At 48.3% G+C, this 14,344-nt stretch carries 9 protein-coding genes and 2 pseudogenes; 4 read left to right on the top strand and 7 right to left on the bottom strand.

What is annotated here, in order from left to right; genetic code table 11:
* Positions 1-23: 23 nt before the first annotated feature.
* From QUA13_RS05390 to rpsT, 4 genes are all read right to left on the bottom strand, one after another.
* On the bottom strand, positions 24-1,115 hold the full coding sequence (locus QUA13_RS05390; RefSeq protein ID WP_333197210.1) for an HNH endonuclease: 1,092 nt from the start codon (positions 1,113-1,115) through the stop codon (positions 24-26).
* Between the two features lie 148 nt (positions 1,116-1,263).
* Positions 1,264-4,650: a DNA-directed RNA polymerase subunit beta gene (gene rpoB, locus QUA13_RS05385; RefSeq protein WP_333189347.1), complete on the bottom strand. Its 3,387-nt coding sequence runs from the start codon at positions 4,648-4,650 to the stop codon at positions 1,264-1,266.
* Between the two features lie 601 nt (positions 4,651-5,251).
* Complete coding sequence (locus QUA13_RS05380; protein ID WP_333154266.1) at positions 5,252-6,031, bottom strand: TatD family hydrolase; 780 nt, start codon at positions 6,029-6,031, stop codon at positions 5,252-5,254.
* Between the two features lie 273 nt (positions 6,032-6,304).
* Positions 6,305-6,607: a 30S ribosomal protein S20 gene (gene rpsT, locus QUA13_RS05375; protein WP_172186467.1), complete on the bottom strand. Its 303-nt coding sequence runs from the start codon at positions 6,605-6,607 to the stop codon at positions 6,305-6,307.
* Between the two features lie 877 nt (positions 6,608-7,484).
* Between rpsT and hisD the strand changes: the two genes are divergently transcribed.
* Together hisD and QUA13_RS05365 are read left to right on the top strand one after the other, a co-directional pair.
* Positions 7,485-8,798, top strand: coding sequence for a histidinol dehydrogenase (gene hisD, locus QUA13_RS05370; RefSeq protein ID WP_333197208.1), 1,314 nt, complete (start codon positions 7,485-7,487; stop codon positions 8,796-8,798).
* A 342-nt stretch (positions 8,799-9,140) separates the two neighbouring features.
* On the top strand, positions 9,141-9,569 hold the full coding sequence (locus QUA13_RS05365; RefSeq protein WP_333197206.1) for a universal stress protein: 429 nt from the start codon (positions 9,141-9,143) through the stop codon (positions 9,567-9,569).
* Positions 9,570-9,610: 41 nt separating this feature from the next.
* On the opposite strand, the gene QUA13_RS05360 is transcribed toward QUA13_RS05365, so the two are convergent.
* From QUA13_RS05360 to QUA13_RS05350, 3 genes and pseudogenes are all read right to left on the bottom strand, one after another.
* A complete protein-coding gene (locus tag QUA13_RS05360; RefSeq protein ID WP_333197203.1) occupies positions 9,611-10,885 on the bottom strand; it encodes a carbamoylphosphate synthase large subunit in 1,275 nt (424 codons plus the stop codon).
* A 202-nt stretch (positions 10,886-11,087) separates the two neighbouring features.
* On the bottom strand, positions 11,088-11,981 hold the full coding sequence (locus QUA13_RS05355; protein ID WP_333197201.1) for an isoaspartyl peptidase/L-asparaginase family protein: 894 nt from the start codon (positions 11,979-11,981) through the stop codon (positions 11,088-11,090).
* Between the two features lie 315 nt (positions 11,982-12,296).
* Positions 12,297-12,563: pseudogene (locus QUA13_RS05350) on the bottom strand (hypothetical protein); the annotation flags it as partial.
* A 2-nt stretch (positions 12,564-12,565) separates the two neighbouring features.
* Between QUA13_RS05350 and QUA13_RS05345 the strand changes: the two are divergent.
* Positions 12,566-12,802 (top strand): annotated as a pseudogene (locus QUA13_RS05345) (geranylgeranyl reductase); the annotation flags it as partial.
* Positions 12,803-13,171: 369 nt separating this feature from the next.
* Positions 13,172-14,278, top strand: a complete 1,107-nt coding sequence (locus QUA13_RS05340) for a filamentous hemagglutinin N-terminal domain-containing protein (protein WP_445242681.1) — start codon at positions 13,172-13,174, stop codon at positions 14,276-14,278.
* The last annotated feature ends 66 nt before the right edge of the window (positions 14,279-14,344 follow it).

Below are 14,344 nucleotides of genomic sequence, written 5' to 3'. Positions count from 1 at the left end.
TTGTTTCACGGCTTAAATCAATGTTATACTCCTCTATATGTGACGTGGTTTTTAATATCAGAGATGACACTTGACGATACTCCAAAGTCATCAGCGATTTTAGAGATTGATTCTCTACCTCTAATTCTTTTTCGTACCTCAAGAGCTTGCTCGAAAGTCAATTTGCGATCGAGATATCCACCCATGCGAGGAACTGGAACCTCTTCGCCTGCTTCCTTCCAAGTGACGTGATACTTAATATCGTGTATGGTTTTGCGACCAACACTGTATTCGTGAGCTACATCCTTCACTCTCTGTCCTGCTGCTAGTTTTTGTCGAATTTCTCGCACCTTTTCCCAGTCTAATTTGGCATTGGAAAGGGGATGACTTTTGCCTTGAGTGCGTCCTTTCTTAGAAGCATCTAATAAATTTTGAGTGCGAGTTCCACCCCAAAGGTGTTCTGGATTAATACAACTGGGATTATCGCAAGTATGACAAGCATCTATCGAAGTCGGAACTGCACATCCTAATTTCTCTGCTAAAACAGCACGAGTAACTGATTGGGATTTCCTATTTTTAAAGTACCTGCCATAACCACCTTGACCATCCTTTGCACCTTGAAAAATTATGCAGCCGCTGTCTTGAATTTCTCCTACAAAACCGGGGGGAACTGTAGTGAAGTTATCGGGAATTTTTGCCTGAAGTATCTTAGTAATAGTTTCATAGTGTACGCCATACTCTTTTATTAGGTGGCTTTTGATGGTTCCAGCTAAATATTGACGCTGAATTTCCCGCAGTTGTTCAATCGACAGTTGGCCAATACCAGGAATACTTTTGCGTCTGGGAGTTTTGCGATCGCGCCCAATCATCTGCCCGGTATTCTCAGCAGCAGTACCTACTACCAGATGTGCTGGGTTGATGCAGCTTCGATTGTCGCAGGTGTGGCAAGCAAAATAACCGGAACCTAGGAATCCTGCTATTTTTGATTCGAGGACTAATCGATGGACTAATACCGTTTTGCCATCGAGCCACTTGCGCGCGTAACCGTTGCCAAACTTACTCCCTTGCCAGTTAATACAGCCAGTCTTCAGGTCAACTTCTCCTTCTATTCCTGGGACAACTGTTACAATAGTCATGTCAGCGTCTCTCCTGTTTAGAGCGTTGATTCGCCTCACCAGTGTTCGTACCACTGCTGAGGCATTTTTATTTGAGATTGCCGATTAAAGATTAAAGAATTGAATGCTGTCAAAAAATCTTTAATCTTTAATCTTTAATCTTTAATGCCTAATCCTCGTCAAGTTCGTCACGAGAAAGCGATTCGTAAGTAGGCCGGGAGGGCGATCGCTTGCCCCCAGCATCCGCCATCAAATCCACCTCAACGTGTTCGCTGCCCTCGTCAGATGTATTCACCTTGTGCACGGCAATATCTAAGCACAAAGACTGCAACTCCCGCATCAGCACCTTGAAAGATTCCGGCGTACCAGGCCGCGGAATAGCTTTGCCTTTAACAATGGCGTTCAAAGCCTCGTTTCTGCCCTGCATATCGTCCGACTTGACAGTCAGCAACTCTTGCAAAGTATAAGCTGCGCCGAACGCTTCCAGAGCCCAGACTTCCATTTCTCCGAACCGCTGACCCCCCTGCTGCGCTTTGCCGCCCAAAGGCTGCTGCGTTACCAGCGAGTAAGGACCAGTGCTGCGGGCGTGGATCTTATCGTCTACCAAGTGCACCAGCTTCAGCATATAGGCTATGCCGACGGTGATGGGGCGATCGAACGGTTCCCCTGTTCTGCCATCGTAGACAATTGTCTTGCCGGGGTGCTTTTCGTTAAACACCCAAGGCTTGCCGGTTTTTTCCCTGGCTTCCTGCAGCTTGCCGTGTACGGTTTCCCGCGACTTTTCAGCGCCGTGCATTTCATCAAAAGGCACCATCTTGAACCGCATCGACAGATTTTCGCCGGCCCATCCCAGCAAGCACTCAAAAATCTGACCTACGTTCATCCGCGACGGTACGCCCAAGGGATTGAGCACTATGTCAACAGGAGTCCCGTCGGGTAAGTAGGGCATATCCTCCATCGGCAGAATCCGGGACACAATACCCTTATTTCCGTGGCGGCCGGCCATTTTGTCGCCGACTTGAATCTTCCGCTTTTGAGCTACGTAGACGCGGACGACCATGTTGGCGCCGGGAGGGAGTTCGTCGCCCTGTTCGCGGGTAAACACCCGCACGTCCACCACGCGGCCTTTTTCGCCGTTAGGGACGCGGAGGGAATTGTCGCGCACGTCGCGGGCTTTTTCGCCGAAGATTGCCCTCAGCAGTTTTTCTTCCGGCGGTTGGTCGGATTCGCCCTTGGGGGTGACTTTGCCGACTAGGATATCGCTGGCTTCTACCCAGGCACCTTTGCGGATAATGCCCTGTTCGTCTAGCTGGCGCAGCGCGTCTTCGCCGACGTTAGGAATTTCGCGAGTGATTTCTTCGGGGCCGAGTTTGGTTTGGCGGGCTTCGATTTCGTATTTTTCAATGTGGATCGAAGTGTAGACATCTTCGTAAACCAAACGCTCGCTAATTAGCATCGCGTCTTCGTAGTTGTAGCCTTCCCAAGGCATATAAGCTACGAGGATGTTGTGGCCCAGAGCGAGTTCTGCCCCTTCTGTGGAGGAACCGTCGGCGAGAACTTGACCGGCAACTACTCGATCGCCCTCATAAATCAGCGGACGCTGGTTTAAACAAGTATCCTGGTTAGAGCGCTGATATTTTTGCAGTTCGTGTTCGATGCAGCCAGCGTATTTTTGCTTCCAAACCGAGGGCTGTTTGACTTTGAGATCGTCGTATTCCCGAATCAGGAAATGTTCTTCGCTGGAATTCGATTCAGCATCTACAGCCAGGGGTTTGACAATAATCCGGGTAGCGTCAATGTAAATTACCTCGCCGTTAATGCGGGAAACCACAACCATCCCGGAATCTCGCGCTGCCTGAGCTTCCAAGCCCGTACCGACTAAGGGCCGTTCTGGTTTCAGCAGCGGCACAGCTTGCCGCTGCATATTCGATCCCATCAGAGCTCGGTTGGCGTCGTCGTGTTCCAGGAAGGGAATCAGCGATGTCGCCACGGAGACGATTTGCACGGGCGAGATCGCCATGTAGTCCACCTGCATCGGAGTGGTGGTAGTAAATTCTTGGCGGTAGCGGACGGCTACGGTTTCGCCCAAGAGGTTGTTGTTTTCGTCGAGGCTGATGTCTCCGGGGGCGACGCGCAAATCGTCTTCTTCATCGGCTGTCATGTAAACGGGGGCTTTGTCGCGCAGCACCTGTCCTTTTTCTACTGGATAGAAAGGAGTTTCTATGAACCCGTAGGAGTTGACGCGGGCGTGGGTTGCCAAGGAACCGATCAGACCGGCGTTGGGGCCTTCTGGTGTTTCGATCGGGCAAATCCGGCCGTAGTGGGACGGGTGAATGTCTCGCACCGCAAACCCGGCGCGTTCCCGTGTCAAACCTCCAGGCCCAAGGGCGGAAAGCCGGCGTTTGTGCGTCAGTTCTGCCAGAGGGTTGGTTTGATCCATGAACTGCGAAAGCTGGGAGGAACCGAAGAATTCCTTGATTGCTGCTACCAGTGGTTTCGGGTTGACCAGAGAAGCGGGGCTGAGGGAGTCCGCATCCGAGACGGTCATTCTTTCGCGGATGATCCGTTCTAAGCGGTTGAGGCCGACGCGGACTTGGTTTTGCAGCAGTTCTCCGACACTGCGGACGCGGCGGTTGCCTAAGTGGTCGATGTCGTCGGTGGAGCCGATGTCGAATTCGAGGTTTATTAAGTAGTCGATCGCCGTCAAGATATCTTGCGATGTCAGCACCCGCATCGTATCCGGGACTGTCAAGCGCAGTTTTTTGTTGAGTTTGTAGCGGCCGACTCTCCCCAAATCGTAGCGTTTGGGGTCGAAGAAGCGGGAGTTGAGGAGCTGTTCGCCCCCCGCTACGGTGGGGGGTTCGCCGGGACGGAGTTTGCGGTAGAGCTCCATCAAAGCTTCTTCTTCGCCAAATTGTCCTTCTTTCTCGATCGTTTTTTGGAAGTATTCCGGGTGCCGCAGGGAGTCGTAGATTTCGCCGTCTGTGAGTCCCAATGCTTTGAGCAGCACCTGGGCTGAGAGTTTGCGGGTTTTGTCGATTCTGACCCAGACTAAATCGTTTTTGTCTGTTTCAAATTTCAGCCACGCACCTCGGTTGGGGATCAGCGAGGCGTTATACGAACGGCGACCGTTTTTGTCGGTTTCTGATTTGTAGTAGACGCCGGGCGATCGCACGATTTGGTTGACAATCACCCGTTCGGCGCCGTTGATAATGAAGGTTCCGCGCTCGGTCATCAAGGGCAAATCGCCGATGAAGACTTCTTGTTCTTTGATTTCCCCTGTTTCTTTGTTAATGAGGCGGGTGGGGACGTACATTTGCACCGAGTAGGTGCTGTCCCTGCGCTTGGCTTCGTCCACGTCGTATTTCGGGCGCTTGAGTTTGAAGTCTTTGCCCATGAAGTGGAGTTCCAGCTTGCCCGTGTAGTCTGTAATCGGGGAGAAGCTGTCGAGTTCTTCGATCAGCCCGGCTTCTAGAAACCAGCGAAAACTTGCCCGCTGGATTTCGATCAGGTCGGGCAAGGTGAAGGCGAATTCTGTGTAATCTTTAGTGGTCATGGGTATCCTTTTTTCGCAGTGGCTCTAGCTTTTTACATGGCGCCAAGGCTTGTTTTTTTTACCTTGTTGCGTTTTTTTGATGGATTGTGTGAGAGAATTTATATGATATTTTTGCGATCCTGCCAACTGCTGCAACGGTTATTTGTGCTGGTTGCTCGCATAAGTTTTATGCTGATTTTGGCTTCGACTGAGATGCTTTTAGCTCCGATATCGTGGTGTTCCAGGATAAAATTCCTACACTTTTGACTCCTAAAATTGACTTGACAGCTATTGCCAAATTGCTGAGTTTCCAAGTTTTTTCTGATGTGTAAGTTTGAGCGTGAAATTTTGAGGTATTGCGTGAAGTTTTTGCCGATCCCGAAGGTTAGCGTACTCGCGTTGTGTTGGCATTTCCCGGGCGACATCGCAGTCGCGGATAGTAAGCCAACGCCCGATCGGTCGGTTCTTTTTATTATAGGACGCAAATCCGATCGCAGCAGGCAACGCCAAAAGAATCTCAAATAAAGGATGAATCCGGTTTTTCTGCAGGATATAAATGGGATTCTCTCTATCGCTGGCCCCTAAATCGACCTTTTTTCATCGTTTCTTTGTTCTTCTATAGCTAAACTGAAAAACCGAATAGCTGACACGCATTTTCGGTTGTCTGCTGGGACAAAGTTAAGAGAGAAACTCCTCTCAATTTAGCAACTTGCTCGGCTACATAGTAGACGTAGGCTGGTTCGTTGCGTTTTCCCCGCTGGGGTACGGGGGCGAGAAAAGGGCAATCTGTCTCGACTAGGATGCGATCGCTATTTACCATACAAGCTGATTCTTGTATTTGCAAGGCTTTTTTAAAGGTGACTGTGCCGCTAAAACTGATGTAGAAACCTAGGTCTAAAAACCACTGGGTTTCTTCGGGTGTACCTCCCCAGCAGTGCATGACCCCGCGCACTGGCCCGCGAGTCTGCCAAAAGTTCCTCAGCATTTCGGCCATTGGGGCGGCGGCGTCGCGACAGTGGATAATGACTGGTTTGTCAAGTTCCTGGGCGATTTCAAGCTGTGCCTCAAACACTTTAAACTGGTGTTCTCGATCGTCTGCTTTATAAAAGTCCAGTCCGGTTTCGCCGATCGCCACTACCCTAGAGTCCGAACTTGCTAATTCCCTAATCTGGCTCGCAGTCTCGTCTTTCCACTTGTCGGCATCTAGGGGGTGGAGTCCCACCGCAAAGGAGACTTCGGCAAACTGATTGGCGATTGCTTGAATTCCGGCAAACTCTTCTGGCTCTACACAAGAATGAACCAGCCGAACTACACCAGCTTCGCGCCAGCGTTCTCGAATGGCTTCTAACTCAGATTTGTAGGTTTCAAAGTTGATATGAACGTGAGTGTCGATGAGCTGCATGGGGGAAGCAGATTAGAGGTGATACGGGAGAGTCCCAGTGGGTGAGGTATGAGGGCGAGAGGGCGAGAGTGGGGGAGTGGGAGACTGGAAACAAGTGGAAGACTGGGAGAGGGGGAGAGTGGGAAAAATCTTTCCTCTTCCTTTTTCCCTCAGTATCCATCCGTTAAATCGCATACACCATCCGTTGCCGAACTTCACGCTTGACTTCTTCCCTCAAAATCGATTAAATCCATTAAATCCCGTACACAATCCGTTGCCGAACTTCCTTCTGTCTTAAGATGCTACCGAGGATGCTTCGTGCGGCTTGAGGGTTCTTGCCAAGCGGGACTTTTTGCGAGCGCCGTTGTTGCGGTGGAGTACACCTTTTTTGACAGCTTTGTCAATTTTGCTGTAGGCCTCAGACATTCGCTGCTGGACTTCTTGCATTAATTCAGGGCTCGGAGCTGCGGCGTATTTGTCAACTGTCGCAAAATACTTCTTCATCAAAGTTTTGACCGCTGACTTGTAAGATTTGTTGTACAAGCGGTTGCGTTCGGCGATTTTGACTCGTTTGACGGCGGACTTAATATTAGCCATAGTTCAGTTGCTGGAAGTAGGTATTCATTGATACACCTTAGTCTCAAGACAGTCTCAAGACACGGGGATTTGGAAGGACAACACTTTTCGGGATCGATCCGCAAAAAGCTTGATTTTAAACGGCTGAGTCAGACAGCCACTCTCCATTCGCTCAGATAAATCTGAGTCTGTGGGTATTTTTTGGCGATCGCCCGCGCAATAATTTTTTATTGACTCATTTAACTGCCTGCTTTGTATCCCTGACGATACCCAAAGGTATGACACTGGTGTTACGAAGGCGTTTTGAGGTGTTTCCACCGTCACGAGTTAAAGTCACGGTTTCTTGCGCGCAATTTTCAAGTATACAATAATTTGGCGTTTTTTATAAAAAAAATTATCAGGTGTTAGAAAAACTAATATAGCATCTATTCTGCAAAGAATGTGATTCCCTGAAAAATCCAAGTTAAGCTATAACAAAGAGTACGGGTTATTTGGGGTTCGGCAAGAAGCACTTACCGAAGGTAGAAGGTAGAAGGTAGCCGGAGCAGAAGGTAGAAGGTAGAAGGTAGAAGGCAGAATCAAAATTCTCCCGCTTGCACACTCTCCCCCTCACTCACTCTCGGGCTCGGACACTCTCCCGCTCTGGGATCGAACCCTCTCCCTCCGCACCCGGTTTTATGGCGCACAATTCCTCAGAAAGGTTGTGACTTGTCCTCAGTGTTGCAAAATCCTCGACAGAGATTTAAACGCTGCACTGAAGGCTTTGCAAAGGCCGCGAGTCTCGCGGTTTAAGCTTGTGGACTGGTGGTGACCTACTTCTGCAGGAAATCGATAGCCACAAAAATCCCCAATTGTCAAGCAAATGTTAGTGAATTTATAGACGGCATTCCTAATCTCCATGCTGCGAATCATTACTCAGTGGGTTGAGGCACAAGCTGAACTGCGACGAATCTGCGATCGCACCCATGACGAACTTGTTGTTCACAAAGAAGCCACCGTGCGGGAGGTGCTGCAAGCTGTAAGGCGCAGAGGCGATCAGGCTGTGCTGCACTACACTGCTGAATTTGACCGCATGACCCTAAATGTGGAAGATTTACGGGTGAGCGGCGCCGAATTGGATGCTGCTTACCAGCAGGTGTCGAAAGAATTATTAAATGCAATCCGGCTGGCTTGCAAACAGGTAGAGGCGTTTCACCGGCAGCGCGTCCCGAAGTCTTGGGTGCAGTTTGGTGATGACGAGATTGTTTTGGGCAAACGCTACACCCCGGTCGATCGAGCAGGAATCTACATTCCTGGCGGTCAGGCGTCCTATCCAAGCTCGGTGATCATGAATGCGGTTCCTGCGAAGGTCGCCAAGGTGCCGAGACTGGTGATGTGTACTCCCCCCGGACAGGAAAAGAAAATGAATCCTGCGGTGCTGGTAGCGGCTCAGGAAGCGGGAGTTGATGAGATTTATCGGGTAGGGGGGGCGCAGGCGATCGCAGCTTTAGCCTACGGTACGGAAACTATTCCGAAGGTCGATTTAATTACTGGGCCGGGGAATATTTACGTCACCCTGGCTAAAAAACTGGTTTACGGGACGGTGGGGATCGATTCTCTGGCTGGCCCGTCGGAGGTGCTGATCGTAGCAGACGGCTCGGCTAATCCTGTACACGTAGCTGCGGATATGTTGGCTCAAGCTGAGCACGATTCGATGGCGTCGGCAATTTTGCTGACGGCGGATTCGGTGCTGGCGAGGAAAGTGGTTGCTGAGGTAGACAGACAGTTGACCAATCACCCGCGCCGAACTTTAACAGAAAAGGCGATCGCCAACTATGGTTTAGTCGTGGTAGTTGACTCGCTCAAAGCCGCGGCGGAACTCTCTAACGAGTTTGCCCCGGAACACTTGGAATTGCAAGTTGCAGATCCCTGGGCTTTGCTCGACCAAATTCGCCACGCTGGGGCGATTTTCTTGGGCTGCTCGACGCCGGAAGCTGTAGGTGATTATTTGGCTGGCCCGAATCACACTTTGCCGACTTCTGGGGCTCCGCGCTATGCGTCGCCGCTGGGTGTGGAAACTTTTATGAAGCATTCGAGTTTGATTCAATATTCGCCTGCTGCACTTAAGAAGGTGAGTAGGGCGATTAATGTTTTAGCCGAAGCAGAGGGGCTTCCTTCTCATGCTGATTCGGTGCGGCTGCGGACAGAAAATGAGGGAAAGAGTGATTTTTAGATGGTAGATTTGAGATTGGCGATCGAGATTTAAGCAGATGAGCGGGAAAATACATAAGTAGTCAAAAACGAGTGAAACGCAGTCAAACGAAGCAATTCGCTGGCGATTACGGTAGCTTTACATTCTGTGACAGGCGGCAAAGTTTATTTGCACCTACCTACTTAGGGACTGCGGGTTTAAGAAACCCGGTTTCTTCTAGTATCTGGCTTAAATGACGCAATTATGTTAAGAAACCGGGTTTGTGCGTAGGTAATGATGATGTTGGTGGGCAGCGCGAAATTGTGGAAAGTAGGCGACAATCAAGGATAAATTTAAAGTCTACTATCTGAGATTTAAAGGTGCATGGTATTGAATACTATTCTGGTAGCGATCGACAATTCAGAGTTAGCGACTCAGGTATTGCAAGTTGTAGGGCAATTTCAGCTAGAACCGACGGCAAAGGTGATTCTAGTTCATGTTGTCAGTTCTGGTACGTCGGATTTTGACACGGTTGTCGATCGACCTCACGCTCAGGGAGATGAAATTGCTTACCGAGAAGTGGAGAAGTTACTGCAATCTTATCAGGAAAAGTTGCCTTGCCAGAGCGATTTAGAAATTGTGTCCGGGGAGCCAGCAGAGGAAATTTTGCGTTTGGTTAATATTTATAAGGCGGATTTAATTGCGATCGGCTGTCGCGGTTTGACTGGTTTAAAGCGAATTTTGGAGGGTTCGGTGAGTGCGGAGGTTGTGGCTGAGGCTCCTTGTTCGGTGTTGGTGGTGCGGGCGAGATGAGCGGGAAAACCGCATAAATACTGCAATCGGTAGAGTAGATATCAACCCAATTGCTGCAATCCCTTACTGTGCAAATTCTGCTCGATGTGCTGCATTTCCTTCATATCCTCACCCGCAACTATCCCGTAAATTTCCGTGTAGATTTTCCCGTATTTAACCTTCTCTAAAGCCGACAAGATTATCAAGTCTTTGCGATCGAGTTCTGGTTTCAGCGTGACAAGAATGGATTCCAAAGTTCCATCCATTCGCCAGTCACTGGAATATTTAGCCACCTCCTTTCCCAGCCCCAGTAAGCTATGGCGCTGCACGCAAAGCGGAGTCGAGCCATTAACTCGGAAATTGGCATCAATGGCATACAACTGCCCCTCAGAGTCTTCCAGCACGTCGAAGCCAATAACGCCGAAATAACCCTGTTGGTGAGCATATTTACCAATAGCGGCAATCATCTCAAAAAACCTACTCATGTCGGTTTCGCGGTAGTGAATCAGTCCCCCTAAATAGCTGCCCTCTGGGGTAACAAGTTGGCTCGTAGTGCCGATGAGCCTGATATTTCCCGTTTTGCTTACATAGAACTGCACGCAGTAGTTCTGCACTTCATTCTTGACAAATTCCGAGACAATAATCGTATCCAGCAACTTAATATCGAGATATTTCCTCACTTCCTGCAAGCAGTAGTTCAGATCGCTGGCGCTTTTGATAATATAAGTGCCTTCTCCAGAAAGTCCGTGGGACGTTTTAATCAAGTAGGGGAATTGCTCTGGTAACTGAATGCTTTCGAGATTGACTTCGTGCAGATTGTAGGTTTGGTATTTAGGACATTGCACGCCTAATTCTGCTAGGGTTGCTTTGCTGAGCAAGTGATAGTGGATGTCGGGATGGACGGCGTGTTTTTCGGGTTTGAGATTGTCGAAGGGAAATAGAGTCAGGAGTTTGTCAAAGCGATCGCTTACACTGAGATCATCGAGATAAGTTGAGCAGTCTATCATCTCCATACTGCTGTAGCTGAAGCCAAAATGCTCCCGCCAATAGTCAATCAGCGAGTTCGGGGGCGAATTAATTACAATCCCTGGGATGGCATCGCCTAACACAGCTAGATTTTTCCAAGGTTCCTTCTGGCCAATCTTGTCGAAAGAAGTTTTGGTGGCTTCACTGCTGCCGTCTTGAATAAAGTATTTTTTCCTGTTGGGGTAAGCAGCCCAACTCGCAGTTGCAGGGTAATTTAGGATGAACGCATAACGTGCATCTGTGATGTCTGGAGCAAACAAATCGGAAAGAGAATTGCCTTGAAAGTAAGGAAAATCGTATGTTGAGTTCATAGGAATATCCAAGTCGAGTTTGAATTGAACAGTTTTCCCGGCCACTAAGTAGCTCGACATAATTAAAAGTAGGGTGGGCAATGCCCGCCCTACAAATTGAAAAAGTGTTTATTGATGTCCAGCTACTTAATACCTAGGAAACAAGATATTAGTTGCGGAATTTTAACTCTCTCCAACTAGAGAGAATGCAACCTCAATAATTTCAACGATGGGCGAGTTGTTTTTTCTTAGTGAACACAGCCACCTTGTCCATTTCTGAGGTTCTATAAGCACAAGCCATGTCGGTTGAATTATGCGCCCAGCCAACCCGCCCTTGAGGGTCTATGATGACGCACCCAGCTTCTCCTGCTATCTTAGATGCCAGAGTCTCAATTGCCATCTGCGCTGCTTCGTCTGGGTGCTTGCCGGACGCTAGAAAATCGATCGCCGTCTTAGCCAGAACTACGGGTATAATCGACTCGCCATCGCCTGTGGTCGAGCAGGCGCCCTGTTGACTGTCAGCAAACAAGCCTGAGCCAATAATGGCGCTGTCGCCGACGCGACCGGCGGGCTTATTCATAGTGCCGCCTGTTGAGGTACCGGCAACTAAGGTGCCACTACTATCTAAAGCTACACAACCAACGGTATTGGGGCGGTCAATAACTTCTTTTTCCTCCTCCCACTCTTCCTGTTGCTCATCCGCGATTAAGTCTTCTTTTGTACACATCTCGGCTCCACTTTCTGCAGCAAAATGTTCTGCGTGATCCGCTACTAAGAACATGGGTTTTTTATCCATAATCTTTCGCGCCACAGAGATGGGATGGCACACGCCTTGAACATTTGCGAGGGCTCCCCAAGCTAATGAACCGCCTTCCATCATCGCTGCGTCTAGCTCTACTTCTCCCTTACTGTTGAGAACCGATCCAAAGCCTGCGTTAAATGTCTGGTCAGCTTCCAGAACCCGGATAGCTGCCTCAACAGCTTCTGCTGCGGTACCCCCGCTTGCGAGCACTGCCCAACCCGCTTCTGCTGCTGCAGTACAGCCTGCATTGTTGGCTGCAACCTTGTCCTCTGTGATGGTTTTTGCTCCACCGTGAACAATAATACTCAGTACCATAAATTTCCTTTTTTTTATCTTAAGCTCTACTTAAAAACTCCTTATATCAATTAATTTATTATAAGCAATTTTTAAGTATTTTATTTTATGCTAGTTAGAGCATAGCTGTGTTTAATTTAGCATTCGTCTATCTTCAGATATAATTATTATTGTTGAATTTTGTATTCCTCCTGACCTAGCTATTTACGAATTATTAATATATATGTTGCCAAAGTTAGGTCAATAGTTTGGGAAAATTTAGCTTCGAGTTAGTTAAGGAAATTGAAAAAGTTAGGAAGTAAAGATGAGGTAAAACTTAAGGCGATGCACTACACCTTAACAGGCAAAATGGGTAAACGTGAAGAATGAAACTTTGAGAGAAAATAAGTGCGATCGGCTTTCACATAACTCTGAGCCTTTCTGCTTACCCGCCAAAAACTCCCGCAGCCCCAACCAACTCGCCGTTTGCTGCTGCAAATTCAGCGCTAGCAGCGACACTCCCTCCAACCGAGACTGCACCCAACCGTCGCCCCAATACCACTCGTGAAATCCGTCAATTCCCAGGCTCAACAACAGCCACAGACAATTCTGCTCAGCAATATCGCGGTGGGGCGATTCCCCTGTGTACGGTCAACGAATTTGACTTGTCGCAAACTATTGTTGACCGCCAAGTCAGAAAAATGAAAACGAGCTCCCCCTCCAACGTCGAGGTGGATATCAACATCGACAACGCACACGAATATACCGGTATGTGTCGCCGGGAAGTGCTCGACGGCTTCCTGCGCGATCGTGCCGCTTCCTTGGGTGCAAAGCTGATTCACGGCATCGTTTACAAATTAGAGTTTGTAGGGTGCCTCAGCAGTCGATCGCACTTTTGCTTTGATTTCCAGCGCACATTACGCAGGCTGGGGTTTTACACACCATAATTACACATAAGACTCTATTTTTAAAGTAATAAATTATGGTTTTAAAACGTTTTTTATCTGTAAATGTACGGTATAAAACTATAAATTATAGCTTTATTGCTGGCTAAAAATAATTAAAAACAGATCGTGACTGTTGAGGGTGAAGAATGTGGGTTTCAGGTATAGCAACCGCCATGATGGTGACGACGTTTTTAATCTCTAAGTCTACGCCGCAGTTGACCGCACTGACCAGCCAATACCTTAAACTTATAATTGTCAGATACGTGCTCTGCCAGCTAAAAGTTAATGAAACTAGCCTTCTTTCCTATACATGGTGCTGCAATGCTAGCGATCGCAGCCACTATTTTGAGTACAGCGGTGGTACAAGGACAACCCATTGTTCCCGCACCCGATGGAACTGGCACTACTATCACGCCAAGCGGCGATCGCTTCAATATTACAGGCGGTCAAACTTCTAGAGATGGAGCGAATCTTTTCCACAGTTTTCAACAGTTTGGACTTAGCGAAGGACAGATTGCTAATTTTATTTCTAATCCGGCTATTCGCAACATTCTGGGTCGGGTAATAGGTGGCAAGCCTTCTATTATTAACGGTTTAATTCAAGTAAGTGGTGGCAATTCCAACCTGTTTTTAATAAATCCTTCGGGCATTATCTTTGGCCCTAATGCTAGCTTGAATCTTCCGGCTGCTTTTACGGGTACTACTGCTACTAATATCGGTTTTGATTCCGGTTTGTTCAATGTTGCAGGAGCGAACGATTACAGTACGCTGATAGGAACTCCGAACACTTTTTACTTTAATCTCACCCAACCGGGAAGTATCCTCAATGCAGGTAATTTAGCCGTCATGCCTGGGCAAAGTATAACTTTAATTAGCGGTACTGTCGTCAGCACGGGTTCCTTCAATGCTCCCCAAGGTAATATTATTGTCGCTGCTGTTCCCGGTGAGAATGCTATACGGCTTAGTCAAGAAGGACATTTATTAAGTTTAGAAATAGGGGTTGTTGACGGGGGATTGTTGGCACAGAATGGGCAATTGTCTCTGCCTTTGTCTCTTCCGCAATTGCTTGCCGGTGCAGGTGGGAACTCTGCTACTGGTATCTCCGTTAACGGTGCAGGAGAAGTGGTTTTGACGGCGGGTTTGAGGGTGGAAAGCGGAGATGTGGCGATCGCTAGTTCTACTGTTAATAGTCAGAATTCTACACTCTCGGCAGCACGTAATCTCACTTTGGTAGAAAGCCAGCTACTTACGGAGAACAATTTATATCTGTTGGCAGGAGATACGGTGCGGGTGAGGGATGGAAATAACGCTTTCAGGGCGATCGCGGGCGGCAATCTTACAATACAAGGTAATCAAAATATTGATATCTTCGCCCTAAATTACCCAGGGTAAGCTCATCTAATTTGGTATAAATTGTACTTGACAAAAAAACAACTATAGAAAACGTGGTATTCACGT

Origin of the sequence: Microcoleus sp. S28C3, from assembly GCF_036700785.1 — a bacterium.
Classification (GTDB): Bacteria; Cyanobacteriota; Cyanobacteriia; order Cyanobacteriales; family Microcoleaceae; genus Microcoleus; species Microcoleus asticus.
This window is presented reverse-complemented; position numbering and strand designations above follow the sequence as displayed.